Source organism: Acinetobacter variabilis (assembly GCF_000369625.1).
GTDB lineage: Bacteria > Pseudomonadota > Gammaproteobacteria > Pseudomonadales > Moraxellaceae > Acinetobacter > Acinetobacter variabilis.
On the sequence record NZ_KB850113.1, the window covers coordinates 478,676 to 504,630 of the forward strand.

Consider the following 25,955-nt stretch of genomic DNA (forward strand, 5'->3'; position numbering starts at 1 on the left):
ATGGGAGAATAGATTGGCTCTCCAACCTGGGCTCGAACCAGGGACCTGCGGATTAACAGTCCGTCGCTCTACCGACTGAGCTATTGGAGAATCTGATGCGCATTTTAGGCAGGAAAACAAAGACCGTCAATCAATTCCTGTAAAGAAATGAATCATTTGCTTTTTTAATATGCATATTAGACCTAAAAATAAAAAAATCACCCATGAAGGGTGATTTTTTAAGCTGGAAATAAAAAATTATTTCTCAACACCAGCAGGTTGACCAGCATATTTCGCGTTTGCGTAATCCCAGTTCACCAGGCTTTCTAGGAAAGTAGAGATGTATTTAGGACGAGCGTTACGGTAGTCGATGTAGTAAGCGTGTTCCCAAACATCGATTGTCAACACAGCAATTTTACCGTGTGCCATTGGAGTGTCAGCATTTGAAGTTTTAAGGATAGACAGGTTACCGTTTACTTCGTCAGCAACCAACCAAGCCCAACCTGAACCGAACTGAGTTGCGGCAGCAGTTGCGAACTCTTCAGCGAATTTTTCGTAAGAACCGAAAGCTTCGTCAATTTTTGCAGCCAAAGCGCCAGTTGCTTTACCGCCACCGTTTTTAGTCAAGCAGTTCCAGTAGAATGTGTGGTTCCATACTTGCGCAGCGTTGTTAAATACACCTGCTTTAGATGAATCACCAGCAGTTGCTTCGATGATTTCTTCTAGAGTTTTGCCTTCAAGCTCAGTACCAGCGATCAGGTTGTTCAGGTTAACCACATAAGTATTGTGGTGTTTGTCGTGGTGGTATTCTAAAGTTTCTTTGCTGATGTGTGGAGCAAGAGCGTCGTAGTCGTATGGTAATGGTGGTAAAGTAATGGTTGTCATGTTTTCAATTCCTTGCATTTTGCTGGGTTTTGACAATAAGTGGCGTTATTGTAATAGATTCTTAGGCAAAAATGGGACTGTGTATAAATAACAATACAGAATAAAGCCTGAAAATTTAAAGATAAAGCCACTCATCTACTTGCCAATCGAAATTAAATCGGATTGTTTAATTCGAAATAACTATACTCAATATTAAATTGTTCTGAAATAGCTTTAGCCAGACGTTGTACACCATATTTTTCAGTAGCGTGGTGGCCGCAGGCATAATAATGCACATCCAGTTCCTGAGCATCATAAAAAGTACGTTCACTGACTTCGCCAGAAATATAAGCCTCACAGTCTTGTGCCGCCGCTTTATGAATATAATCCTGTGCACCACCAGTACAGAAACCGACTTTTTGAATCAGGCTTTTTTCGGCAGGTAAATGCAACGCATCATAGCCCAGTCTTTCTGATACATAGGCCTTGAATCCTTCTGGCGTCATGGCCTGTTTTAAATAACCAATATTCCCAATTGGACGGCGCTCACTCGGATCAAGCTGTTCCAGGTTTTCCAGCTCCAGCAGGTCTGCAATCGCAATATTATTTCCCAGAGTTGGATGGCTATCTAAAGGCAGGTGATAACCAACAAGCGAAATATCATTTTGGATCAGGCTTTTAATTCGTTTACCACGCATCCCGGTAATCGGGTAGGCTTCACCTTTCCAGAAATAACCATGGTGAACCAGTAATAAATCGGCACCTTGTTTGATCGCAGCTTCAATCGCAGTTTGTGAGGCAGTAACCGCACATAAAATTTTATTGACTTCAGCGCGGCCTTCGATTTGTAAGCCATTTGGTGCATAGTCCTTAAATTCGGAAGATGCCAAAGTCTGATCGCACCAGCGGATAATATCGTTTAAATTCGCCATAAAATTCCTGTCAGTTGATGAACTTGCCAATTCTTATTTATATGTCCAATTGTAACTAAAGCAGCACAAATCTCTGTGGATTTTTTTGTGTTTAGTTATGTATTTGGCATTACAATAGGATACAAATTACTTAGTCATCAACGAATTAAAATATTTTAGAGGATAGCAAAGTGCGCCGTACCTTTACATGGTTACCTTGGGTGTTACTGATTTTAGTCATTATCGGTTTTTTGGGGTGGCAGCAGCTGCAGAAACCTAAATCACCGATTGCGCCGGATGGCGTAAAAATGCCTGCTGAAAAAGTAGAACCGTTGATCGATACTTCGCGTTCTGGAGGCGTTGTCTCCTATAGTGCCGCTGTGAAAGTCGCAGCACCTGCGGTGGTAAATATCTTTACCACACAAAAAGTAAAACAGCAGGCGCATCCTTTACTGACAGATCCAGTCTTCCGTGAATTTTTCGGTGATCAGTTACCAGACCAGTTTGGTCAAAGTCCAAATGAAAACAGTTTAGGTTCAGGCGTGATAGTTCGTCCTGATGGTTATATCCTGACCAATAATCACGTGATTGCACAAGCAGACCAGATTGTAGTGGCCTTGCATGATGGACGCCGTGCTGAAGCTAAAGTTGTAGGTACAGACCCGGATACGGATTTGGCTGTAATCAAGATCGAACTTGAACAATTACCAGTTTTGCCATTCAAGCTGAGTGGCAATGAAGTCGGTGATGTTGTTCTGGCAATTGGTAACCCGTTTGGTGTCGGTCAAACCGTGACTCAGGGGATTATTTCTGCGACAGGCCGTTCTGATCTGGGCATCAATACTTATGAAGACTTTATTCAGACAGATGCTGCAATTAACCCGGGCAACTCGGGTGGTGCATTGATTGATGTTGCCGGTAACCTGATCGGGGTGAATACAGCAATCTTCTCGCAAACAGGTGGCTCACTGGGGATTGGTTTTGCGATTCCCGCTAAAATCTGTCAACAGGTGATGAATGCAATCCTGAAAGATGGCCGTGTCGTTCGTGGCTGGCTGGGTATCAGTCTGTTGCCGACTGAACGTAATGATGTACTGCAACCTAAAGAATCAGGTGTAGTGGTCGCTGAAGTGCTGGAAAATGGACCAGCAGCAAAAGCTGGCATCCAGCGTGGTGATAAAATTATCAAAGTAAATAATGAAGTGATTACTTCTGCCTCACATCTGATTAATTTTGTCGCTTTACAGGCACCAAACAGTACCGTTCAGATTGAAGTAGAGCGCGCTGGAAAAACCATGACACTGGATGTGGTGATTAGTGAACGTAAAACGCAAAGCAGTTCTTCACAATATATTCCTTTACCAGGTCAGTAATTTTTTCTAAGAAAATCCCTCCATGTGAGGGATTTTTTTATGCACGATTGATTTACTTTAGATACAAAACAAAAATATTTTATGTGAATTAAATCATTTAACTTCATTGAATAAAAATCAAAAAGAGTGAAGAACAATGAGTTTTATGACTGCAGATCAGGCCAAAATTTTATCGGACGTGGCCAATTTAAATATTGAAATGTACAAGCCTCGCTTGGCTCAACTGATTGAAGATAATGCCCGACTGGGCAATACCGCTGTGCTAACGGTATTTCCCAAACATTTGCCCTTGGAAGAAATTCGTGGTCTTTCGGCGGAATTGACTGAGCTTGGTTATAACGTACGCTTTGAGGTGCAGGAATTTTATTATAGCTTTAATGTCTACTGGCTATAATTTTATCAATTGTTCAAAAAAAATCCTGTTCAGGCATATATTTTGCTGCATTTACCTCATAGTTAAAATATGAGAGTGATATGTCTTTATCTATTCATCTTGCAGCACAGACAGATGCACCTTATGTGGTGCTTTCATCCGGACTGGGCGGGCATGCCAGTTTCTGGAATCCTCAAATTAGAGTTTTACAGCAGCATTTTCATGTAGTCACTTATGATCAGGAAGGCTGTCATTCAGATTCTGAGCTATTACCCACGTCTTATTCGATTGATCATATGGCCGGCCAGATTCTGGATTTATTGATCAATGATGGCATTCGAGAGTTTCATTTTATCGGGCATGCGTTGGGCGGACATATCGGCATGCAACTAGCGACCTATCAGGCTGAAAAAAAGTTTAAGCTGCTCAGTCTGACCATGTTAAATGCCTGGGGAGAGCTGGATGCTCATACTCAGAAATGTTTCGAGGCACGAACTTCCTTATTAGTGAATAGCGGACCAGAGGCTTATGTGCGGGCACAGGCTTTATTTCTTTATCCGCCGCACTGGATCTCGACACATATTGATCAGTTAACTGAAGCAGAAAATAGGCAGCTCTTAGACTTTCCACCGATCCAAAATGTTCTGGCCCGCCTACAAGCCGTGCAGGCTTTTAAACTAAACGAAGAGCATCAGCAAGTATTAAAAGATGTTCCAATCCATCTGATTGCCAATCAGGATGATTTTCTGGTGCCTTATCAACGGTCACAGCAATTACAACAATGCCTGCCGCATAGTTACCTCAGTTTGCTTGATACAGGTGCACATGCATCTACCGTGACCGAAACGGATCAGGTCAATCAGCTGATCTTTTCCTTCCTGATTTCCACTTAGTTTGAAGATTTTTTAAAAGCCAGACCTCCTGTCTGGTTTTTTATTTTTTCTAATCAATCATTTTTGTAGCATCAGCATGGTTTTTACTTCGAATTGATGCATGAACTGCAAATGCACAAATTGCTACGAGTGCACTTGAATGAAACAGTATGTTCAAAATTGACTCATAGGTAAAAATAGATATTTTACTAAAAATTCAAAAAATAAAATATTAAGTGTATGATATTTATAAATTAAATGTAGTTGGCACACGCTTTGCAATGTTTATCTTGTAAATAAAATTCCCGAAGTGGAATTAGAATTTTGAATAAGTGTTAAAAATGATGAGGTATGAAAATGAAAATAGGTGTCTTCTGTCCAATCGGAAATAATGGCTGGTTACTCTCTGAAAATGCACCGCAGTACATGCCGACTTTTGAGTTAAACAAACAAATCGTACAACGCGCCGAGCACTATGGTTTCGATTTCGCACTTTCTATGATCAAGCTGCGTGGCTTTGGTGGCAAGACTGAATTCTGGGAACATAACCTGGAAACGTTCACCCTGATGGCAGGTCTTGCTGCTGTGACCAGTAAAATTAAAATTTTCGCAACTGCCGCAACTCTGGTAATGCCACCTGCAATTGTCGCGCGCATGGCATCAACTATTGATTCGATTTCAAATGGCCGTTTTGGTCTGAATGTTGTGACCGGCTGGCAACCACCTGAATATACCCAAATGGGTATGTGGCCAGGTAATGACTATTTTGGTAAACGCTATGAATATCTGTCTGAATATGTACAAATTCTGCGTGAACTTTGGGCGACTGGTAAATCAGACTTTAAGGGCGAACATTTCCAGATGGAAGATTGCCGTGTCAGCCCACGTCCACAAGCGGATATGAAAATTATCTGCGCAGGTCAGTCTGATGCAGGTTTGGAATTTTCTGCACAATATGCCGACTACAACTTCGTATTTGGTAAAGGCCTGAATACTCCAACAGCTTATGCAGAAATTAATGACCGTCTAAAAGAAAAAACAGATGTGACTGGCCGTGATGTACAGACTTATGTGCTGTTTATGGTGATTGCAGCTGAGACCGATGAAGAAGCGCAAGCAAAATGGCAGCACTATAACGATGGCGCCGATATGGAAGCGATTAACTGGCTAATGAATCAGGGCGGTAAAGACACTACCTCGGGTACAGATACCAATATCCGTCAAATGGCTTCTAGCGTATCTCCAGTCAATATCAATATGGGTACGCTGGTAGGTTCTTATGAAAATGTGGCACGAATGTTGGATGAAATTGGCGAGATCAAGGGTACCGAAGGTGTGCTACTGACTTTTGATGATTTTATTCAAGGGGTTGAAGATTTTGGTCAAAAAATCCAGCCACTGATGAAATGTCGTGAGCATATTGTCATTGAAAGTGCAGCACCGGTTCTGGAGAAAAGCGCATGAGTGAATCAGTCGTAACAGCCGGTTTTACTGAAAAACTCGGCACAGGAAAAACGCTTAAAGCTGAACCCGAAGCAATTTGCCTTGCACCAGAACAGACAGCCTTGATTGTGATTGATATGCAAAATGCCTATACCTCGCAGGGTGGCTATCTGGATCTGGCGGGCTTTGATGTCTCGAAAACCAAGCCAGTGGTTGAAAATATTAAAAAGGCAGTTGATGCAGCGCATGCAGCCGGTATTCAGGTGATTTATTTCAAAAATGGCTGGGATGAAGAATATAAGGAAGCGGGTGGAACCGATTCTCCAAATTTTCATAAATCAAATGCCCTAAAGACCATGCGTAAACGTCCTGAATTACAAGGGAAATTATTAGCAAAAGGCGGTTGGGATTTTGAACTGATTGATGAGTTAAAGCCATTGCCACAGGACCTGGTCATTGAAAAGCCACGTTATAGCGGTTTCTTTAATACCGCGCTGGATAGCATGTTGCGTGTGCGTGGTATTCACAATCTGGTCTTTGTCGGGATTGCCACCAACGTATGTGTGGAATCGACGCTACGTGATGGTTTTTTCCTAGAGTATTTTGGTGTCGCACTTGCCGATGCCTGCCATCAGGCAGGTCCTGTCGAAGCGCATGAAGCCAGTCTGTATAACATCAAGACCTTCTTTGGCTGGGTGTCAGATACCGCAAATTTTATCGAGACCTTTCAAAAAGAAAGTGAGTCACTAAAAGAAACTAAATTAGCTGTAAGCGCATAAAGAATTAAAGATCAGGATTAAGGAAAAAAAGTATGCCTAAAGAAATCATTATTCCCGCAGGAACATCAAAACCACTCGCACCGTATGTACCGGCAACTAAGGCAGATAATATTGTGTATGTGTCCGGTACATTGGCCTTTGATGAAAATAATAATGTAGTGCATGTCGGTGATGCCGCAGCACAGACCCGTCATATTCTGGAAACCATCAAGCGTGTGATTGAAGAAGCCGGTGGCAGCATGGATGACGTAACGTTTAACCATGTCTTTGTCAAAGACTGGGCAGATTATGCTGCGATTAATGCAGTGTATGCAGAGTATTTCCCGGGAGATAAGCCGGTACGGTATTGCGTACAGACAGGTTTGGTCAAACCTGATGCGCTAGTCGAAATTGCTTCGATTGCCCATGTATAAGCCGATCCACCTGATTCAATCTCATTACTAGATGCCCCAAGTCTAAAACTGAATATTGACTTGGGGTCGGGAGAACAGCATGAATGCCAAATTATCTAAAATCATCACAGAGACAGTTGCAGAAAATAACGCATTAAATAAGGTTTTGGCGACTAACGCATCTGGCGACATCATTACCCAAGTCGATCAGCAGATTTTCCGTCAGGGCATGTCCAATCTGGGTGCTGCGGTGAATGTGATTACTACGCAAGGCGATGCAGGAATGGCTGGATTTACCGCTTCGGCCGTATGTAGCGTGACGGATACACCACCAACGTTGCTGGTGTGCCTGAACCGTTCTGCTTCAGTCTATGAAACCTTTAAAAAGAATCAGGTGTTGTGTGTGAATACCTTGGCATTACATCAACAACATCTCTCCAATCTGTTTGGTGGAAAGACACCAATGGCAGAGCGTTTCAGCCAGGGGAACTGGAAAACCTTGGTGACCCAGTCACCTGTACTTGAGGATGCCTTAGTCAGTTTTGACTGCGAGGTGGTCCAATGTTTATCCGTAGGCAGTCATGACGTGCTGTTCTGTGAGGTGAAAGCCATGTGTCAGAGTCAAGGCAATGCGCTGATGTACTTCAACCGTTCTTACTGTGAGCCACGCAAAATGTGCTAATTCAATTCAATCCTAATCAAGGAGGGGAAGCCGATGCAAGAAAAAGAAACGTGGTTTCCAAAATTTAAGCCTTACCAAGGCAATCTCGATACCACACCCGTGCAAATAGATGAATATCTGCCTGCTGGAAAAAGTATTATTCTCGGGTTACAGCATGTGTTTGCCATGTTTGGCGCAACCGTGCTGGCACCCTTATTAATGGGATTTGATCCCAATCTCACAATTTTTATTACCGGGATTGGTACCATTTTATTTTTCCTGATCACGGGCGGTCGATTGCCTAGTTATCTGGGATCTAGCTTTGCCTTTATTGGTGCGGTCGTCGCAGTGACGGGGTATTCCGGAGTTGGAGCGAATCCTAATATCGGACTGGCGCTTGGCGGTACGATTGCTTGCGGTATTGTTTATGCCTTGATTGGGCTGCTGGTGATGAAAACCGGTACCAACTGGATTGAAAAACTGATGCCACCTGTAGTGACAGGCGTGATCGTAATGATCATCGGTTTGAACCTGGCTCCAGTGGCAATCAAAAGCGTTTCAGCGAACCAGTTTGATTCCTGGATGGCATTAATCACTATTATCTGTATCAGTGTGATTGCTGTATTTACACGAGGAATGGTACGCCGTCTGTTATTGTTATTGGGCTTATTATCTTCCTACCTGATTTATTTCCTTTTCACGAATGTGATGGGCTTCGGACCTGCGATTGATTTTACTAAGGTCAGTGAAGCAGCATGGTTTGGTTTGCCAAATTTCCAAAGTCCGGTCTTTGAAATGAATGCCATGCTGATGATTGCACCAGTAGCAATTATCTTGGTTGCAGAAAATCTAGGGCACTTTAAGGCAGTCTCTGCGATGACCGGTAAAAACCTGTCTCCATATATGGGTCGTGGTTTCTTTGCTGATGGGGTGTGTACTTCATTATCAGCTTCTGTGGGTGGTACGGGGATGACCACTTATGCCGAAAATATCGGTGTCATGGCAGTCACCAAAGTTTATGCAACCACTGTATTTGTCTTTGCTGGTATCTTCGCCATCTTACTTGGGCTTTCACCTAAATTCGGTGCAGTGATCAGTACCATTCCAGTAGCCTTGTTGGGTGGTGCATCGATTGTCGTATTTGGTCTGATTACTGTGGCTGGTGCGAAAATCTGGGTGGATAACCGTGTTGATTTTACCAAGAACAGTACGCTGATTATTGGTGCAATCTGTCTGATCATGGGCACAGGGAACTATAGCTTGCAGATTGGTGGTTTTGATCTGGGCGGTATTGGTACTGCAACTTTAGCTGCGATCTTACTCAATCTGTTCCTGAACCGTGGTGAAGATAAAGAATTGCCAGCATCTGAACCAGCTGAAACCGTAACTGAGGTTGAGGCTAAGCCAGTCGCTTAATATGAGGAGCATTTTTTGAGTCATTCAATTGCATTTTTAGGACTCGGGGCAATGGGCTGGCATATGGCCTCCCATTTGCCAAAACTCGGGCATCAGGTTTGGGTCTGGAATCGAACCGAACAGAAAGCTGTAACGCATGCTGAAATTTTTGCAACTCAAGCAGTGAGTATTAAGCAGGCGGTTCAGGCAGATTTTATCTTTTCCTGTTTGCCGACCAGTCAGGATGTGGAAGCATTGATTGCAGCCCATCCACCCAAACAAGGTGCAATCTGGATTGACTGTACCAGCGGTGTACCGGAATCTGCCCAGAAACTGGCGAAGCTCTTGGAGCAACAAGGCAGTTTTTATCTGGATGCACCGGTTTCTGGTCAAACCGTTGGCGCAGAAAAAGGCACTTTAACTGTGATGGTGGGTGGCAATGAACAAGCCTTTGAACGAGCCAAACCGATCATTGATGCCTTTGCTGGCCTGATTGAATATGTGGGAGAAAGCGGTTCTGGCTTTGCGGTAAAAGCTGTGAATAATACCTTAATGGCGACTCACTTATGGGCATTGGCTGAAGGGCTGACTGTGCTGAAAGGGCAGGGTGTTGATTTAAGCAGTGCACTAAACTGTATTAATCATTCCAGTGGTAAAAGCAGCATGTCGGAAAATATCATGGCACAGCGTGTACTAAGCCGTGAATTTAATAAGACCTTTGCACTGGATCTATTACAGAAAGATATTGGCATTGCCTTGGAGTTGGTACAGCAACAGCAACTGGATTTATCAGTAATGTCTTTGGTTCAGCAAGAGTTTCAGCAGATTGCCAAACCACAGGCCAGTCAGCTGGATTTCTCCGCTGCGGTGCAAGGACTGGAACAGCGGACTCAAATTGAATTAAGAGGATAATCTTTTCAAACAATATTAAAGAAGTATAGCTATAGATATATCAGTTTAAAATTTAAAAATCCGGGAATTTTAATTCCCGGCTTTATTATTGATAAGCTAGTTAAATAGCCTAAGCAATTCTTACTTCTGCTGATTTGCCTGATATTCCTGAATTACTTCAAGCGCTGCACGGAAGGCTTCCTGTGTGGCAGGGGCACCGCAGTAAGGCAGGCTATGCAGTAGCACTTCTTGAATTTCTTCAACTGTTGCACCATTATTCAAAGCGCCACGAACATGGCCTTTCAATTCAGTCGGGCTTTTTTGCGCGGTAAGAAAAGCAATGGTAATTAAAGAACGGTATTTACGTGGTAAAACCCCTTCACGTTGCCAGGTTGAACCCCAGGCATGTTCATTAATCCAGTCCTGCAAAGGCTGAGTAAAAGGAACCGTATTGTCCTGGGCACGTTTTACAAAACTTGCACCCATCACTTCAGTACGGACTTTCAAGCCATTTTCATAATCTTGTTGTGACATCATTGACCCTCAATTTTATTATGGGTGTAGCTTAACGTTTTATCTCTTAAATACCATCGTGCAATAGTCGTAAAAAAGTGGCTGAATAGCCACTTGAGATATCCAAAGTGAAGTCAAGAAATAACTTCACTTTGTAATCAAGATCTGATTTAGATAAAAGTTCTATCTAAGGACTGGTTGAATGTGAAGGTGCACTTTGAACTGAAGTATCAGTACCTGTTGCATCTGCTTTCGAAATATGAGGATTTTCCAGCTCCAATACTTCCTGTAAATGCAAATCGAAGACATCAGTCAACATGCTGTCATAGCGACGCGCATTATAGTGCAGTAACTTATTGGCTTCATCTTCATTAATAAAGCCTTGTCCATGCGCATCAGCCACATGATCAGCAAAACTGAGTCCCTTAAATTGACCTTTGTTTTCGGCTTTCTTAAAGCGATCCCAAAGCTGCTCAATCTCCAATAACATGGTGAAGGTTGATTCCATACGACCATTCACATCATCTTCCGCCGTGCTATAGAAAACATGCTTTTTCAGTACCTGCCGGAAAGTGTTATCTTCCATCATGACATTTGCGACTTCCTGTTTAAGTCGGTCAGATGGTTTCGCGACAGGTCGGCCAAATGGGAAACAGATGAGTTTGACCATGCCAGCAGCAACACCCACCGGGAAGTTCGCAAACAGGTCATAAAACGCTTCCTGAGCGGTATATAAAGATTTCTCAATTGCCAATTGTGCATGCAGACGTTCAGCTTCAGTTTTTTTACTATGTTCAAAAAATTTCAGAATTGCCGTCGCAATAAACAAATGGGCATGAATATCAGCCAGACGGCCAGAAAGCATTTCCTTGCGTTTAATATCACCTGCTAATAAACCTAAACACATATCTGCAGTCAGGGCAAAGTTGGCACTGAGCCGGTTGATAATCTTGTAATAAGGACGGGTAAAATCAACCGCACTTTGTGGCGCAGCACTTGAACCACCGCTAAAAGCATAGGCAAAAGAGCGGGCAGTCCGGTTAAAGGTATAACCCAGATGCTTAAACAACATAGTATCGAATGGATTCAGAGCGGCTTTCGGGTCTTCAGCTTGCAGAAGCTGTAATTCTTCATACAGATAAGGATGGCAACGCATCGAACCTTGACCAAAGATCATCAATGAACGGCTCAGAATATTGGCGCCTTCAACTGTAATTGATACTGGAATGGCTTGATAGTTTAAGGCCAAAAAGTTACGAGGCCCCATCTGAATGGCGCGACCACCCACGACATCCATACCATGATTGACGATTTTACGCATGGTCTCAGTGGCGTAGTATTTGGCAATCGCGGTCATGACTGCCGGCTTACCACCTTGATTCAAGCCACAAGTCACTAAATAACGGAATGCTTCCAGCATATAGGCATCACTGGCAATTTCGCTATTGGCTTCCTGTACGCCTTCAAATTTACCCACCGAAATCTTGAATTGCTGACGGATTCGCGAGAACGCGCTGACATTCAGATAAGTCATTTCGGCACTAGAGGTAGATAAAGCCGGTAGGGAAATACCACGACCAACCGCTAGACATTCCATCAGCATACGCCAGCCTTTACCGGCATTTTTCACTCCACCAATGATCCAGTCTAAAGGAATAAATACATCCTTACCTTCAACAGTACCATTCATAAAAGGGGAGCTAGGATTATGTCGTGGACCGACTTTTACCCCTTCATGATTGGCTGGTAATAAGGCACAAGTAATCCCATAATCCGTTTTATCACCGAGTAGATGATCAGGGTCATACATTTTAAAAGCCAGACCGACGACAGTGGCAATTGGTGCTAGAGTAATCCAGCGTTTGGAGAAATTCATTCTCAGTCCCAAGACTTCCTGACCTTCAAACTGTCCATAGCAGACCACACCGGTATCTGGAATTGCACCGGCATCTGAACCGGCCTCAGGACTGGTCAGACCAAAACATGGGATTTCTTCACCTTTAGCCAGACCGGGTAAATAACGATCTTTTTGCTCATCGGTACCATAATGTAGTAACAACTCACCCGGCCCGAGAGAGTTAGGCACCATACAGCTCACAGCAGCAGTGAGAGAGCGTGAAGAAATTTTGCTCATCACTCGGCTCTGAGCAAAGGAACTAAAGGCACGACCGCCGTATTCTTTGGGAATAATTAGTCCCAAGAAACCGTTATCTTTAATATATTGCCAGATATGTTCAGGCAGCATTTTCTTCTCATGAATTTCCCATTCATCCAGCATGCTACAGAGCGTTTCGACTTCGTTATCCAAGAATGCCTGTTCCTCAACGGAAAGTTTTGGATAGGGATAGCTATTAAAGGTTTCCCAGTTCGGCGCACCCATAAAGAGTTCTTTTTCCCACCAGCTGGTGCCGGAATCAAGAGCCTCACGTTCTGTCGGGCTAATGCTCGGCATGCCATCCGCTAAAGCTTTATAGGCTGGCCTGGAAATGAAAGACATGCGCAAAGGTTCGATCATGACGACCAGACTGATCAGGATCAAAGGAATGCCCAGAATCAGTGACCAAGGACTGATAAAGGCACAAACCACTGACATGACAATCAGGGTAATTGTACCAGTGGTACGGGAAAGTTGAAAAAAGAAAATCGCCCATAAACTGGCAATGAGAAGAAGTACGGCGAAAATAAATAGCATTGTTATATTTCTCCAGGGTCATACAATTGTGATGCTGCCGATCTCCCTAAGGTGTCTTCATAAGACTTGATCAATTTTTTTACATCGCTTAGCAATTGGCAAATTCACAATTGTTCTTGTGAGAACAATCGTTATTAAATATTTCAACGATATATTGAAGTGTTTTATCTGTTTTTGAGATTGTTTGAAAAATGCGCAGTCTTCAAGTGAGAACACGCAAAGAAATGTGAAGATAAGTAATAACTTAATCTCCAAGAGAGGGTAGATAAAATTATTAAAAAGTGAACAAATATAAATTTAGTTAGGCATAAAAAAGCCCTCTACTTGAGAGGGCTTTGATCTAAGTCATTTTAAGCTTCAATCGCCTGTACAGCGATTTTTTTTGCTGGATCAACTTTACGGCGTACTTCTGGAACCGGTTCACCATAGTATTGACGATCCGCAAAGTAACTTGAACGTACCATCGGTGCTGACCAGATATTCTTAAAGCCAAGCTTACGGCCATGTTCTGCATAACGTTCGAATTCTTCTGGCGTTACAAAACGGTCGATTGGCGCATGCTGTTTAGATGGCTGTAGATACTGGCCAATCGTTACATAATCCACGTCATGTGCTTTCAGGTCATCCAGCAAAGCAATGACTTCTTCTTCAGTTTCACCAATGCCGACCATCAAACCACATTTGGTTGGAATATCCGGACAGTATTCTTTAAACATTTTTAACAGGTTTAAAGAGTGCTGATAATCTGAACCTGGACGCATCGCTTTATACAGACGTGGCACAGTTTCGATATTGTGGTTAAACACGTCTGGTGGACATTCAGTCATGATGCGTAAAGCGATGTCCATACGACCACGGAAATCAGGTACCAGAATTTCTAGCAAAGTCTTTGGACTCAAAGCACGAGCTTCTTTAATACAGTCTACAAAATGCTGTGCACCGCCATCCAATAGGTCATCACGGTCTACTGAAGTGATGACTGCATATTTCAGACCCAGGTTGGCAATCGTTTCTGCCATATGACGCGGCTCGTCTGGATCAAGTGCATTTGGACGACCATGTGCCACATCACAGAACGGACAGCGACGCGTGCAAATATCACCCATAATCATAAAGGTTGCTGTACCCCCACCAAAACATTCAGGCAGGTTCGGACAGGCAGCTTCTTCACATACGGTATGCAGTTTTTGCTGACGAAGTGTAGTTTTAATACGCTGAACTTCCTCGGGAGCGGCCATTTTCACGCGGATCCAGTCCGGCTTACGTGGCGTTTCAACCGTAGGAACAACTTTTACAGGAATACGGGCGACCTTTTCTGCGCCGCGAAGTTTAATACCCTGTTCAGGTTTACGGTTTTCAGACATATATAACTTTTCCACTGTTTTGAAGGAGGGAGATAAATCAAAGTTAACACTTTTTTAATTATAACGAAACTCGGGTGAAATAGGGTGAAAAGGATTATTCATTTAAAAAATGTTCTTATCACACAATATATGTAAGTTAAATACACCAAATTGGTAGCAATTACGTCATAATATAGCGTAGATTAAAGCAAAATTTTTTAATTTTAAGGAGCGTTGAATGCCACGTAAAAAAGAGGTCGTTAGTGGAACTTTCGTTAAGTACGATGCGGTAGTTCTAGGTTCAGGCCCTGCGGGCGAAGGCGCGGCAATGAAACTTGCCAAATCTGGTAAGCGTGTTGCAATTGTAGATATGCGTGAACAGCTGGGTGGTAACTGTACACACGTAGGTACGATTCCAAGTAAGGCATTGCGTCAAACGGTATCCAGCATCATCCGTTATCAACGTGATCCAATGTTTCAAAAAGTAGGTGAATGGAAACAATTCACTATGAAACAGGTACTGCGCAATGCACATAAAGTGATTCAGCAGCAGGTGGATACTCACTCACGTTTTTATGACCGTAACAAGATTGATATCTATCATGGTCGTGCTTACATTCAAGACGAAAATACGATCTTTGTATTTACACCAGATGGCATAAAAGAAACCATTATGTTCCAGCAACTGGTGATTGCGACGGGTTCACGTCCATACCGTCCAGAGATTCTTGATTTCAATCATCCACGTGTATTTGATTCAGACAAAATTCTGGATCTGGATTTCTCGATCCAAAAAATCATTATTTATGGTGCAGGTGTGATTGGCTGTGAATATGCATCAATCTTTATTGGATTGGGACATAAGGTTGACCTGATCAACACCCAACCAAAACTGCTGAGCTATCTGGATGATGAAATCTCCGATGCGCTGTCTTATCACTTACGCGAACAGGGTGTATTGATCCGTCATAATGAACAGATCGACTTCCTTGAAACTTCTGATGATTATGTCGTTCTGCATACACAAAGCGGCAAGAAAATTAAGGCAGACGCTATTCTGTGGTGTAACGGCCGTTCAGGGAATACTGACGGTTTAGGCCTTGAAAATATTGGCCTGAAACCAAACAGCCGAGGTCAATTAACCGTGAATGAACAGTATCAGACTGAAGTCGAAAATATCTATGCTGCAGGTGACGTGATTGGCTGGCCATCATTGGCTTCTGCTGCCTATGACCAAGGTCGTTGCGCAGGTGCCAACATGAGCGGTGAGCAAGACGTTGCACCCGTAACTGATATTCCGACTGGTATTTATACCATTCCAGAAATTTCTTCGATCGGTAAAACTGAGCAGCAGCTGACTGAAGAAAAAATCCCGTATGAAGTGGGTCAGGCTTCTTTCCGTCATCTGGCGCGTGCGCAGATTACCGGTGATACGGTTGGTGAATTAAAAATCCTGTTCCACCGCGATACGCTGGAAGTTCTAGGTGTGCATTGTTTCGGTAATAATGCTTCGGAGATTATCCACATTGGTCAAGCGGTCATGAACAGCCCGAACAATACGATCAAGTATTTTGTGGAAACTACATTCAACTATCCAACGATGGCGGAAGCCTATCGTGTGGCAACCTTGAATGGTATGAACCGTTTATTCTAATTTGATTTATTCAGGTTAGATCAAAAACCCGCAAGCTCAATTTGCGGGTTTTTTATTTATCATAATTTTGGCATAACCACTGAATAAACAGTTGGGCTTCATCAGATATGTTTTTCCTCGGGTCTACAATTGCATAATATTGAAATTGAGGCTGCGCTGTAATATCAAATAGTTGTACGAGTGATCCTTGATTAATGAGTTTATTTACTAGTGATTCTCTAGCTAACGCTATACCCCAGTTATTTTGTGCTGCATGATAAAGTAAAGATAAATCTTCAAAGCGATGTCCTTATATAGGTTCTTTCCATTCTAAATGTGCTTGCGTAAACCAAGGTGACCAAGGCTCTAAATAGCTCCTTAAAAGGTCACAGTTTTTAAGATCCCTAGGTGAACGAATATTCTTTATTTTTACATAATAAGGCGATGCAACTGGGAAAATAGTATCTCTGCTAATCTGATAACTTTGCATACCAGGGTAGATTCCAGTTCCATATCTAATATCAAAATCAACTTTGCTAATTTCATAATCAAGCTGTGATTTTGCAATTTCTATAGCAATCTCAATATCTGGATACTGTTCTAAAAAGTCTTTTAAACGAGGAAGTAAATAAATATTTGCGAAAGTAGGAGGAGACGATAGCGTAACTGTTTTTTGATGAGGGTTATTCGAGTTAATTTTATTAAGACTATCTAGTGAATGTAGGGCTTTTTTTACTGACTGATAATAGGATGCACCTGTAGCACTTAAATTTAACTTGCGTGTAGTTCGCTCAAATAAAACAGTATTAAGTAATTTTTCTAAGGTCTGAATCCGATGTGAAATTGTACTACGGGTAACATTAAGTTCATCAGCTGCTTTGGAAAATGATGAATGCCTAACTACAGCTTCAAAAGCATAAATAAGATGAAGAGGAGGAATCCTTCCTGGCATAAATTGTCCAATCCTATTCAACAATGTGTCTTTTAAATATCACAGATTGTCAAAAATAAAAAGACTATGATGAATTCAATCAGACATTTTAATATCTGATAGCACTAGCAAAATATAAAGACATTATGGACTCAGCCAGCTACTAGAAAGGAAGCAAACAGTGAACACATCTTATATTCTTCAATTGCATCCGAATGATAATATTGCAATTGCCAAAAGCCCTTTGATATCACGCACACCGATTACAGAAGAGATTGCTACTTTAGAAGATATCCCTGCTGCCCATAAAGTCGCACTAAAAGATATTTTCAAAGGTGAAGCTGTATTACGTTATGGTCAGATTATTGGTTTTGCTACCCAGAATATTTTAGCGGGTCAGCATGTTCATATACAAAATTTGGCCATAGCTGATTTTGATCGTGACTACGCGTTTGGAGAAAATGTAATTCCAATAGCAACTGCGCTGCAGCCTCGAAATTTTTTAGGAATTAAACGTGCAGATGGACGTGTAGCTACTCGGAATTATGTGGGAGTAATCAGTACAGTCAACTGTTCAGCAACAGTGGTAAAAAAAGTTGCTCAGTATTTTGACCACCCAGAAATCATAGACAATTATCCTAACGTAGATGGCGTAGTAGCATTATCACATAGTTTTGGTTGTTGTATTGATCATCATGGTGAAGGGCTCAAGCAATTACGTCGTACTATTGCAGGTTATATGGAGCATCCTAACTTTGCAGCGGTAGTAATCATAGGATTAGGGTGTGAAGCCAATCAGTTGAAACCACTTCTTCAATCAAAAAATCCAGCATATGCTAGTAAAATAAAATCACTGGTTATGCAGGAAGAAGGGGGGACACAAAAAACTATTGATAAGGCGATTGCGTTAGTGCAAGAAATTTTACCTGAAGCAAATCAAGTGAGCCGAGAGCCGCTACCATTATCTCATTTATGTGTCGCTCTGCAGTGCGGTGGCTCCGATGGATACTCTGGAATTACTGCTAATCCTGCCCTAGGTGTAGCTGTTGATCATTTGGTTGCACATGGCGGTACAGCAATCTTATCGGAAACTCCAGAAATTTACGGTGCAGAACATCTATTAACACGTCGGGCGGTGAATAATGAAGTAGGTCATAAATTAGTAGAGTTGATTCATTCTTGGGAAGCTTATGCTGATCGTGAAAAAGGTAGTATTGATAATAATCCTACTCCTGGAAATAAGGCGGGCGGTCTTACTACTATTCTAGAGAAGTCACTGGGTGCGGTAGCAAAAAGTGGTTCAACACCATTAAAAGGTGTGTATCGTTATGCGGAAACTATTGACACACAAGGCTTGGTATTCATGGATGCACCAGGTTATGACCCTATGGGAGCTACTGGCCAAATTGCCGGTGGGGCAAATTTAGTTGCCTTCACGACAGGACGTGGTTCTTGTTTTGGTGCTAAACCTTCACCCTCAATCAAAATTGCAACGAATACTGCTATGTATGATCGGATGCTAGATGATATGGATATTAATTGTGGAAATATTATGGACGGAACATCAAATGTGGCAGAAAAAGGTCAAGAAATTTTTGAAATGTTTATTCGTGTAGCCTCGGGTGAGAAAAGTAAAAGTGAAGCGTTAGGAATTGGTGGAGAAGAATTTGTACCTTGGATGATCGGTGCACAAATGTAAAAAGGAAATTGCTCAATAAGAGTAATGGTTTTGATCTCCACAGCCGCAATAAATATCTTTCTATTTTAAAAAATAGTTTCAAAATAATTAAGATCAGTATTGCTTTATCAAAACCATAACTCTTCAGGATGGAATTCGAGGGAGTTTTTAAAATGGAAATTAAAAAATTTATAGATAAAGTACCTGGTGGAATGATGCTAATTCCACTTTTAATTGGTGCAACAATTCATACATTTGTACCAGATACTGCTGAATATTTTGGTTCATTTACTAAGGGAATTATTACAGGGGCTGTACCAATTTTAGGAGTCTGGACTTTCTGCTTAGGGGCTTCTATTAATGTTCGTGCTACTGCCACTGTCGTCAGAAAAGCAGGAGCCGTTATCGGTGCAAAATTATTTATTGCCTGGATGTTAGCTCTAGTTTTAGGTTCTCTCATGCAGCCAGATGAAATGTTGAATACTCCGCTATTTGCGGGTTTTTCTATTTTAGCTATAGTGGTTGCATTTGATATGACCAATGCTGGTCTTTACTCTTCATTAACGTCAGAATATGGAACTAAAGAAGAGGCAGCAGCAGGCGCACTCATTGGAATTGAGTCTGGCCCTTTATTTACTATGCTTATTTTAGGTTCAGCTGGTGTTGCTTCTTTTCATCCTGCCGCTCTAGTAGGAGTGGTTCTACCATTTTTGTGTGGTTTCTTATTAGGCAATCTAGATGAAAAAATGAGAGACTTTTTTGCTCCTGCAGCGAAAGTAATGATTCCATTTTTTGGTTTTGCTCTGGGTAATAGTATTAATTTTGGACTAATTCTAGAAACTGGATTACCTGGAATTATTCTAGGTGTTACTGTTGTCTTGATTTCGGCTCTCTTTTTAATACCAGCAGATATATTTTTGGCCAAAGGTAATGGTACAGCAGGAATAGCAGCATCTAGTACAGCAGGTTCTGCAGCCGCTACACCAATGCTTATTGCTCAGGTAGCCCCACAATTTGAGGTTGTGGCACCAGCAGCAACTACTTTAATTGCAGCCTGCGTAGTTATTTCAGCAATTATCGTGCCTTTACTTACATCTTTATGGGTTAAAAAGTTTGCTTATAAAATTGATGATATAAGAGCTAAAAAAACTGAGTTTAAAGCAGAATTTTCCAAAATTACAGATACCTAAAATCTTAAATAATAAGAAAAACCCGCAAGTTCGATTTGCGGGTTTTTTATTTTCTAAATTGAAAAAGTTCAATCTAGCCAGTAATGCTGGAAATTAAGCTGCCATTTTGCGGCATTCTTCAGCACAGCGACGGCAAGCTTCTGCACATTGCTGGCAATGATCATCCTCATGATGGCCACATTCTTCTACACAATAATCGCAAGCTTTAGCACATAGCTCGCAAATCTCTTTCATAAATGGAGATTGCTTTTGTTGCATGCGGGCGCAGAGCTGACACAGATCAGCACAGTCCAGACAGCGCTGAATACATTCCCGCATCATTTCTAAATCTTCTTCTTTCAGGCAGGCACTGGCACAGTTGGTACAGGCCAGCGAGCAAGTCATACATGCGCGGACACAATCTGAAAATTGAATCTCGTTCATTTTCTTCTCCTTTTTGCAGCTATAGCAATCGCTTGTTTTTTAATACGCTAAGCAGAAAAGGAAAAATACACTAGGCAGTTTGAGTGAGAAAAAGTAATCTAATTACCGATTTTGTTAAAAGCTGTATTTCTAAAAAATTTAATTCAAAGCATCTCTCCTGATATTGCCAAAATAGGATGATTGAAGATTTAAAAATAAAACCATTGAGGTGGTCATTCCTCAATGGCGGAAAATCTACATGATGAGTCGTTATTGTCGAAGGCTTAAATAACCTTTCTCTTTATTATATTTTTATGGAGATTAAAATGGACGACTACCTGCCAAGCTGATCCGTTTTAATAAACGGCGTTGATCAGCGGGGAAAGGACGGCGTGAATGTAGAGTAACCTGATTATCCCAGAACACGATATCGCCTGCTTCCCAATTGTGCTCATAAGCGAATTCAGGTTTTAAGACATGTTCACGTAATTTTGCAATCAGTTCACTGCCTGCCTGATCGTCATAATTCACCAGCTCAACTTCGGTATGAGTATTTAACCAAAGCGCTTTACGCCAGATTCAGGATGGGTACGTACCAGTGGGTGCGGGTAGGCGTGACCTAAAATTGGCTCATCTTTAAAGCGATACCTTGGCATATTACCCGCATAAGCATTACCACCTTTATTGCTTTGGAAGCGCACAAATGGATTATAGGTAATGAGCTGTAACTGGTAGGGGTGTCCACTGGTGATCGGCATGCGGTGCAAGTTCACCATGGCCGGTGTAATCCCCTTGACCGACTGCATTGGAAACTGGTACGACATCAGGTGGGGTGCCCGTATCAGTTTTAGAAGCTAGCACTGGCGTGTCAGCATCTGGACGGAAGATTGAACCGAAATAGGTGGCAAAGGCAAGATACTGTAGATCATCCAGACTTTGGTTTCTAAAGATCAGGATCAAGTGTTCGGCCAGAGCTTGCTTCAGACGCAGGATGGTTTCACCAGATTGAGCTTTACGGGCATCGAGGCCATAAACCACTGCGCCTAGCGCTTGATCTGCCTGCGGAACAATTTTAATTTCATCAGTATTCTGGAACTGATCTTGCTGATGCTAGCGTGGTGCATCGTGAATGGCTTGTGAAAGTTGGGTCAAGCTTGTCATTGGAAAGTCTCTGAATTTTCTTGTTGCAGAAAATCTAAAAAAATCCAGAGCAAAAATAAAATCACAAGAATTGCTAAACTTATGAAAATTCGGATAAAAATATCTAAATGATTGATTTGAAATCTTTTAATTAATATGGCAAAACAAAGTCCTAAAGCTGCTGAAAAATGTCAAATATTTGACAATCAGTGTGCGCAAAAAGCCTGGTTAAAGTAATCAAACAGTTCTGGAGTCTGGCTCCAGAGCAATAGAGAAATAGCGAGGAGAAGTACCATCGCTACCGCAATGGAAAGCTTGAGCAGAAAGGTGGAATCAGTCATGTACAATTTGCTCCTCATTTACCCATAAGTGCACCAGTACGCCAAAAATACTTAAGGCAATCGACAGCATCCATACTGCATTATAGTTACCACTCATGTCATGGTTTACACCGCCGAGCCAGCCGCCGAAGAATGAACCGACCTGATGGGTAAAGAATACAATCCCGCTGAGCATGGTCAGATATTTCACGCCAAACATATTGGCAACAATACCATTGGTGAGCGGTACGGTAGAAAGCCATAATAATCCCATGATGACACCAAACGCATAGACCGTCCAGGTGCTTAAAGGCAGCATCAGAAAGGCGATAATCGTAATCCCGCGCAAACCGTATAAACCCATTAGCAGGCGTGGTTTGGAATACTTTCCACCGAGCCAGCCAGCCGTATAGGTACCGACAACATTAAACAGGCCCACCAGCGCCAGGAAAATCGTGCCAGTTGTAGCATTGAACCCATGATCAATCAGATAACCCGGCAGGTGAATCCCGATAAAGACCACCTGAAAGCCACAGACAAAAAAGCCCATCGCCAGAAACCAGAATGGCTTATGGTTTTTGACTACCACTAAAATCTCTTTAAAGCTTAGTGAAACTTTATTCGGTGTAGGAGTCGCATTCGGATCGACATACATCGGGGCTTTTAGCATCCAGGCCAAAGGTACAATCAAAGCGATTAAAATTGCGCTGACAACAAGTGCTGCTGACCAGCCGACATTCTGTAAAAGTAACAGCGTTGAAGGCAGCATAATAAACTGACCGAAGGAGCCTGCTGCACTGGCAATCCCCATTGCCAGACTGCGTTTTTCAGGTGGTGCAGCTCGTCCAACCGCAGACAATAAAACCGGGAAAGAAGTCGCAGACAAAGCCAGACCTAAAATCAGTCCGACGCTGAGATTCAATAGTAATCCGGTTGAACTGACAGCCATCAATAACAGACCAAGCGCATATAAGGCACCGCCAACGGCAACGACAATCTTGCTGCCATATTTGTCAGCGAAGGCACCAGTAATGGGCTGAACAGCACCCCAGATCAGATTCTGCATGGCAATGGCTAAACTAAAGACATTATGACCCCAGCCAAATTCTTCACTCATTGGCACCAGATACAGGCCAAATGCATGACGAATCCCCAAAGATAAGGCCAGAATAATGGCAGCGCCAATCAGCATAAAAATCAGGGTTCTGGAAAATTGACTGTCAGCCATAAGTCATTCATGCATATAAAGTTGATAGGTATAGTATTCGATTCAACCTAGAGAGGCGATAAAATAAAAATTAATCAAACGATAAATTTTTTTTATAGCTGTATAGAACGTCAGAAAATAAAACAACGGCCGTAGCCGTTGTTCTGGAATTTTGAGGTTTGAATAGAAATTGTAATTGATTAGAAACGCATCCCGAATCCTGCATAGGCCAGAATTGGATTGACTTCAATATCGGCTTTGGAGGTAATTAATTCACCCAAACTATCATCAGAAACAGTAATAGTGGTTTCATTTTTCAGATGAGCATAAGATACAGAACCTACCGCGAACCAAGTATGATTAAAATCATAGGTGAAACCGACGGTGGCTATCGGAGCGAATGCATCGGTTGCTTCAAGATCTACTGTAGGATTGGCATTGCTCGGTTTACCTTCCAGTGAAGCTCCGGCATTGCCTTCTTTGATATTGGCAATCATATGACCGGCTGCAATCAAATCCTGTTCAGTACGCGGGTTAATCTCCAATTCATTAAAGTAAGCGTACATTATCCCTAAGCCGACATAAGGGCGAAACTTATTAACTCCGGTTTTTCCAAAATGATATTGTAATTCAAAGGCAGGCGTCCAAGCACGTGCTGACGCTGCAGGACCATGAGCTTCTAAATCAGTAATAAAAATATCATTTTGCAGATCGATATTTAGAAATTCTAAAGGCAAACTACCGATTTGAGGTGTAGCGATCGCAGCGAAAGGAGCATAAATTTTTCCTTTGCCTTGTAAGTCCACTTTGGGTGGAATGCCGGCTTTCATTTCAAGTGATACGTGATCGGTAAAAAAGTAATTACTTAAAATCCCAAGGGTAGTGACATCATCTGCTTCCAGACCGGTGCCCGGATTATTCCACTCCTCCAACCCTTGAATTCGTGAACTACCGCTGAGTCCACTACCTAATTCACCACCGGTAAAAAAACCCAGAAATTCTAATGCTGCTGCAAGACCCTCTTGGTCAACATTAGAATTCAAGTTATTCAATACAGTATCGACTTGAATAGTACCATTTCTGGCAACTTCACCATTTTTTACAGCAGTATTAACTTGAAAAGGCTGAGCTTTTCCTTGTGGCATGACATGCAGTGCACCAACTGAAACGGAAAATCGCTTAAAGCCATCGCCATCCTGTAGGCTGAAATATGGGGATTCTGCATGTGCAAGCAGGGGTAGTGTGGCTAGACCTGCCATGCATACCATGATTGTCTTCATTGTTCAGAGGACTCCTTGTCCGTGCTAGTTATTTTTTTTTTCTATTGGACAATTTAGTTAAATCTCACCAATTTACACAGTTACAGAACGAGTAGTAAAAAGTTAACAGAAAGTAAAAAATGCCAAAATTTGTATAAATTGTATTAATAAAATATATATTTATGTAAAAATTATCATGAATAGTGAAGATAAATAGGATGTTAATTTTTATAAAATTTTCAATTTTATTGAAGTAATAGAATAATAAGTGGGTAACATTTTTATCATTAATCTAAGTTTTAAATAATGATTTAAGCTTTCTGTTCCGGACGTGATATATACAAGAAATCAGCAAATTTTCCGCTTAAAACTTACTAGAAAAAGCTTTAATAAATTTAGCTAACCGATGGTACACTGCAGATAGAGTTTTTTTGTACAATAGCCGCATAAATTATTGAGTATTGCGCATGAGCTCCCAAAATTCTCCCAAGAAAAAGCCACTGGTTAATTTACCGTTTCCATTAAAACAGGCAGAACAATCTGCTTCAGATGAAGTTCTGGAACATCTGCGACCTAAACCGCAACGTTATGCTGATCGGACCTGGATGCCACCTCGTGGTACACGCCGTTCAATGGGCAAACGTTAATAAATAAAAAAGCCATGAAGTTCATGGCTTTTTTATGAGTAAAATTTGAGATTTTCTTAGCGAACTGTTTTACGCGCCTTATTTTCAGGTTTTGGCGGGGCAATCTCACGATCGCCTTTCCAGACATCAATAAAGTCTTTTTCATTGATATTATAAAGTTCCAGTAGCGCCAGAATTACGGCACCAAACAGCATGGAACCTTCAGAATTATTCTGAAAGTCAAAAATCTTGCCATTCAGGTTATGCAGAATATCTTCAATCTCGAATACACGATCACGACCATTGCTATCGACCGGATAAATCTGAGTATTGAGCAGAATCTTGGCCAGACTCTTTTCATTATCGGTCAGTGCCAGAACATCAATCAGCTCATCTGTCGCCGGAGTAAAAATCACTGAATCCCGGAAGATGGTATGCAGGAATTGCGACGTAATTTTTGGAAGCGCTTTTTCTACAAAAGGCCGGAAAGATTGTGGAAAAATGACATTGTGGGAAATGCCTTTGAACATAGGAGCAATTTCTTCAACTTTATAGCCTGCAATGCCACAACCAACCGAAGTAATAAAATATTTAATTTTAGGATGGTTCTTGGTGTAAATCTTGAAGTCATCAATATAGTGCTGGATCTGTGAGAGAGGCATCTGTTGCAAATGCTCATTCATAGTCGGAATGGCATAACTTTGACCTGCCCAGCCACGACCAACCCCCATAACCGCCCCAAAATGCTCATAAGCTGTTCGAGCTGCACCTCCGGCATGTTGTCCAGCCAAGTTGCTTCCGAAAACAAATACCGTATTTTCTGGCAGAGATTTAACAATACTTTCATCGTGATAATGGTAAGTCATGGCTTTTTTATTCGATGTCCTGATTAGCTTCATGTTGCCTTTGAACGCTATAAGGGTCAAGGTGAAATTAATTTTTATTACATCATCAGATAAAGCAGAACTTTATACAGAAATTTTGGCTAAATATTAGACTTCCGTCATAAATCAAAAAACGTACAATTTATTTGATCTTAAATTAATCAGCAAAATTATTTAATTCAAGGGATAATTCTTGGATGAAAT

Annotated in this window: 22 protein-coding genes, 1 tRNA gene and 3 pseudogenes; 13 read left to right on the plus strand and 13 right to left on the minus strand. The window is 41.8% G+C overall.

Annotated features, from left to right (window positions below):
- Nucleotides 1–14 precede the first annotated feature (14 nt).
- The 3 genes from F897_RS07935 to F897_RS07945 all read right to left on the minus strand — a co-directional run bounded on the left by F897_RS07935 (nt 15) and on the right by F897_RS07945 (nt 1,775).
- Nucleotides 15–90: transfer RNA gene (locus F897_RS07935), tRNA-Asn, on the minus strand.
- A 147-nt stretch (nt 91–237) separates the two neighbouring features.
- Nucleotides 238–864, minus strand: a complete 627-nt coding sequence (locus F897_RS07940) for a superoxide dismutase (protein ID WP_005234867.1) — start codon at nt 862–864, stop codon at nt 238–240.
- A 152-nt stretch (nt 865–1,016) separates the two neighbouring features.
- A complete protein-coding gene (locus F897_RS07945) occupies nt 1,017–1,775 on the minus strand; it encodes a Nif3-like dinuclear metal center hexameric protein (protein ID WP_005234868.1) in 759 nt (252 codons plus the stop codon).
- Nucleotides 1,776–1,945: 170 nt separating this feature from the next.
- On the opposite strand from F897_RS07945, the gene F897_RS07950 reads away from it, so the two are divergent.
- The 9 genes and pseudogenes from F897_RS07950 to F897_RS07990 all read left to right on the plus strand — a co-directional run bounded on the left by F897_RS07950 (nt 1,946) and on the right by F897_RS07990 (nt 9,954).
- Entirely contained in the window at nt 1,946–3,127 is a 1,182-nt protein-coding gene (locus tag F897_RS07950; RefSeq protein WP_004782756.1) for a S1C family serine protease, read from the plus strand.
- Between the two features lie 136 nt (nt 3,128–3,263).
- Nucleotides 3,264–3,521, plus strand: coding sequence for a hypothetical protein (locus tag F897_RS07955; RefSeq protein WP_005234869.1), 258 nt, complete (start codon nt 3,264–3,266; stop codon nt 3,519–3,521).
- Between the two features lie 80 nt (nt 3,522–3,601).
- Nucleotides 3,602–4,393, plus strand: coding sequence for a pyrimidine utilization protein D (gene rutD / locus F897_RS07960; RefSeq protein WP_005234870.1), 792 nt, complete (start codon nt 3,602–3,604; stop codon nt 4,391–4,393).
- Nucleotides 4,394–4,729: 336 nt separating this feature from the next.
- Nucleotides 4,730–5,836: a pyrimidine utilization protein A gene (gene rutA / locus F897_RS07965; protein ID WP_005234871.1), complete on the plus strand. Its 1,107-nt coding sequence runs from the start codon at nt 4,730–4,732 to the stop codon at nt 5,834–5,836.
- On the plus strand, nt 5,833–6,594 hold the full coding sequence (gene rutB / locus F897_RS07970; RefSeq protein ID WP_005234872.1) for a pyrimidine utilization protein B: 762 nt from the start codon (nt 5,833–5,835) through the stop codon (nt 6,592–6,594). Before rutA ends, rutB begins: the two co-directional genes overlap by 4 nt.
- Before the next feature lie 32 nt (nt 6,595–6,626).
- Nucleotides 6,627–7,007, plus strand: coding sequence for a pyrimidine utilization protein C (gene rutC / locus F897_RS07975; protein ID WP_005234873.1), 381 nt, complete (start codon nt 6,627–6,629; stop codon nt 7,005–7,007).
- Between the two features lie 178 nt (nt 7,008–7,185).
- Nucleotides 7,186–7,668, plus strand: a pseudogene (gene rutF, locus F897_RS07980) (NADH-dependent FMN reductase RutF); the annotation flags it as partial.
- Between the two features lie 33 nt (nt 7,669–7,701).
- A complete protein-coding gene (rutG, locus tag F897_RS07985) occupies nt 7,702–9,063 on the plus strand; it encodes a pyrimidine utilization transport protein G (protein WP_005234876.1) in 1,362 nt (453 codons plus the stop codon).
- 51 nt (nt 9,064–9,114) lie between these two features.
- Nucleotides 9,115–9,954 carry an NAD(P)-dependent oxidoreductase gene (locus F897_RS07990; protein WP_005234878.1) on the plus strand — a complete coding sequence of 280 codons (840 nt, stop codon included), beginning with the start codon at nt 9,115–9,117 and terminating at the stop codon, nt 9,952–9,954.
- A 120-nt stretch (nt 9,955–10,074) separates the two neighbouring features.
- On the opposite strand, the gene F897_RS07995 is transcribed toward F897_RS07990, so the two are convergent.
- The 3 genes from F897_RS07995 to lipA all read right to left on the minus strand — a co-directional run bounded on the left by F897_RS07995 (nt 10,075) and on the right by lipA (nt 14,502).
- The gene (locus tag F897_RS07995) at nt 10,075–10,467 is read right to left on the minus strand and encodes a carboxymuconolactone decarboxylase family protein (RefSeq protein WP_005234879.1); all 393 of its coding nucleotides are present in this window, start codon (nt 10,465–10,467) and stop codon (nt 10,075–10,077) included.
- 166 nt (nt 10,468–10,633) lie between these two features.
- Nucleotides 10,634–13,138, minus strand: coding sequence for an acyl-CoA dehydrogenase (locus F897_RS08000; RefSeq protein WP_005234881.1), 2,505 nt, complete (start codon nt 13,136–13,138; stop codon nt 10,634–10,636).
- 350 nt (nt 13,139–13,488) lie between these two features.
- Nucleotides 13,489–14,502 (minus strand): lipoyl synthase, encoded by a 1,014-nt coding sequence (gene lipA, locus F897_RS08005; RefSeq protein ID WP_005234883.1) that lies wholly within the window; start codon nt 14,500–14,502, stop codon nt 13,489–13,491.
- 217 nt (nt 14,503–14,719) lie between these two features.
- Here lipA and sthA point away from each other — a divergent pair, with 217 nt between their 5' ends.
- Entirely contained in the window at nt 14,720–16,135 is a 1,416-nt protein-coding gene (sthA, locus tag F897_RS08010; RefSeq protein WP_005234884.1) for a Si-specific NAD(P)(+) transhydrogenase, read from the plus strand.
- Nucleotides 16,136–16,187: 52 nt separating this feature from the next.
- Here sthA and F897_RS08015 read toward each other — a convergent pair.
- Nucleotides 16,188–17,066 (minus strand): annotated as a pseudogene (locus F897_RS08015) (LysR substrate-binding domain-containing protein).
- 160 nt (nt 17,067–17,226) lie between these two features.
- Here F897_RS08015 and F897_RS08020 point away from each other — a divergent pair.
- Nucleotides 17,227–18,744, plus strand: a complete 1,518-nt coding sequence (locus F897_RS08020; protein ID WP_005234887.1) for a UxaA family hydrolase — start codon at nt 17,227–17,229, stop codon at nt 18,742–18,744.
- Between the two features lie 152 nt (nt 18,745–18,896).
- Nucleotides 18,897–19,913, plus strand: a complete 1,017-nt coding sequence (locus tag F897_RS08025; RefSeq protein WP_005234893.1) for a 2-keto-3-deoxygluconate permease — start codon at nt 18,897–18,899, stop codon at nt 19,911–19,913.
- Between the two features lie 93 nt (nt 19,914–20,006).
- Here F897_RS08025 and F897_RS08030 read toward each other — a convergent pair whose 3' ends face one another.
- The 5 genes and pseudogenes from F897_RS08030 to F897_RS08050 form a co-directional block, all read right to left on the minus strand.
- Nucleotides 20,007–20,336, minus strand: coding sequence for a four-helix bundle copper-binding protein (locus F897_RS08030; RefSeq protein ID WP_005234894.1), 330 nt, complete (start codon nt 20,334–20,336; stop codon nt 20,007–20,009).
- A 300-nt stretch (nt 20,337–20,636) separates the two neighbouring features.
- Nucleotides 20,637–21,476: pseudogene (locus F897_RS08035) on the minus strand (TauD/TfdA dioxygenase family protein).
- Between the two features lie 185 nt (nt 21,477–21,661).
- The gene (locus tag F897_RS18040) at nt 21,662–21,796 is read right to left on the minus strand and encodes a hypothetical protein (protein WP_005234897.1); all 135 of its coding nucleotides are present in this window, start codon (nt 21,794–21,796) and stop codon (nt 21,662–21,664) included.
- Nucleotides 21,789–23,003, minus strand: coding sequence for an MFS transporter (locus F897_RS08045; RefSeq protein WP_005234900.1), 1,215 nt, complete (start codon nt 23,001–23,003; stop codon nt 21,789–21,791). Before F897_RS08045 ends, F897_RS18040 begins: the two co-directional genes overlap by 8 nt.
- Nucleotides 23,004–23,182: 179 nt before the next feature.
- Complete coding sequence (locus F897_RS08050; RefSeq protein ID WP_005234901.1) at nt 23,183–24,262, minus strand: OmpW/AlkL family protein; 1,080 nt, start codon at nt 24,260–24,262, stop codon at nt 23,183–23,185.
- Between the two features lie 446 nt (nt 24,263–24,708).
- On the opposite strand from F897_RS08050, the gene F897_RS08055 reads away from it, so the two are divergent.
- Nucleotides 24,709–24,888, plus strand: a complete 180-nt coding sequence (locus F897_RS08055; RefSeq protein ID WP_005234902.1) for a hypothetical protein — start codon at nt 24,709–24,711, stop codon at nt 24,886–24,888.
- A gap of 56 nt (nt 24,889–24,944) precedes the next feature.
- Here the strand turns inward: F897_RS08055 and F897_RS08060 are convergent, their stop codons facing one another.
- A complete protein-coding gene (locus F897_RS08060; RefSeq protein ID WP_034580895.1) occupies nt 24,945–25,733 on the minus strand; it encodes an A1S_2505 family phage non-structural protein in 789 nt (262 codons plus the stop codon).
- Nucleotides 25,734–25,955: the final 222 nt, after the last annotated feature.

Excerpts from the sequence above, each read along its gene's own strand:
- F897_RS07940 (WP_005234867.1), bottom strand. The coding sequence starts at position 864 with ATGACAACCATTACTTTACCACCATTACCATACGACTACGACGCTCTT.
- F897_RS07945 (WP_005234868.1), bottom strand. The coding sequence starts at position 1,775 with ATGGCGAATTTAAACGATATTATCCGCTGGTGCGATCAGACTTTGGCA.
- F897_RS07955 (WP_005234869.1), top strand. The coding sequence starts at position 3,264 with ATGAGTTTTATGACTGCAGATCAGGCCAAAATTTTATCGGACGTGGCC.
- rutD (WP_005234870.1), top strand. The coding sequence starts at position 3,602 with ATGTCTTTATCTATTCATCTTGCAGCACAGACAGATGCACCTTATGTG.
- rutA (WP_005234871.1), top strand. The coding sequence starts at position 4,730 with ATGAAAATAGGTGTCTTCTGTCCAATCGGAAATAATGGCTGGTTACTC.
- rutB (WP_005234872.1), top strand. The coding sequence starts at position 5,833 with ATGAGTGAATCAGTCGTAACAGCCGGTTTTACTGAAAAACTCGGCACA.
- rutC (WP_005234873.1), top strand. The coding sequence starts at position 6,627 with ATGCCTAAAGAAATCATTATTCCCGCAGGAACATCAAAACCACTCGCA.
- rutG (WP_005234876.1), top strand. The coding sequence starts at position 7,702 with ATGCAAGAAAAAGAAACGTGGTTTCCAAAATTTAAGCCTTACCAAGGC.
- F897_RS07990 (WP_005234878.1), top strand. The coding sequence starts at position 9,115 with ATGGGCTGGCATATGGCCTCCCATTTGCCAAAACTCGGGCATCAGGTT.
- F897_RS07995 (WP_005234879.1), bottom strand. The coding sequence starts at position 10,467 with ATGTCACAACAAGATTATGAAAATGGCTTGAAAGTCCGTACTGAAGTG.
- F897_RS08000 (WP_005234881.1), bottom strand. The coding sequence starts at position 13,138 with ATGCTATTTATTTTCGCCGTACTTCTTCTCATTGCCAGTTTATGGGCG.
- lipA (WP_005234883.1), bottom strand. The coding sequence starts at position 14,502 with ATGTCTGAAAACCGTAAACCTGAACAGGGTATTAAACTTCGCGGCGCA.
- sthA (WP_005234884.1), top strand. The coding sequence starts at position 14,720 with ATGCCACGTAAAAAAGAGGTCGTTAGTGGAACTTTCGTTAAGTACGAT.
- F897_RS08025 (WP_005234893.1), top strand. The coding sequence starts at position 18,897 with ATGGAAATTAAAAAATTTATAGATAAAGTACCTGGTGGAATGATGCTA.
- F897_RS08030 (WP_005234894.1), bottom strand. The coding sequence starts at position 20,336 with ATGAACGAGATTCAATTTTCAGATTGTGTCCGCGCATGTATGACTTGC.
- F897_RS18040 (WP_005234897.1), bottom strand. The coding sequence starts at position 21,796 with ATGACTGATTCCACCTTTCTGCTCAAGCTTTCCATTGCGGTAGCGATG.
- F897_RS08045 (WP_005234900.1), bottom strand. The coding sequence starts at position 23,003 with ATGGCTGACAGTCAATTTTCCAGAACCCTGATTTTTATGCTGATTGGC.
- F897_RS08050 (WP_005234901.1), bottom strand. The coding sequence starts at position 24,262 with ATGAAGACAATCATGGTATGCATGGCAGGTCTAGCCACACTACCCCTG.
- F897_RS08055 (WP_005234902.1), top strand. The coding sequence starts at position 24,709 with ATGAGCTCCCAAAATTCTCCCAAGAAAAAGCCACTGGTTAATTTACCG.
- F897_RS08060 (WP_034580895.1), bottom strand. The coding sequence starts at position 25,733 with ATGACTTACCATTATCACGATGAAAGTATTGTTAAATCTCTGCCAGAA.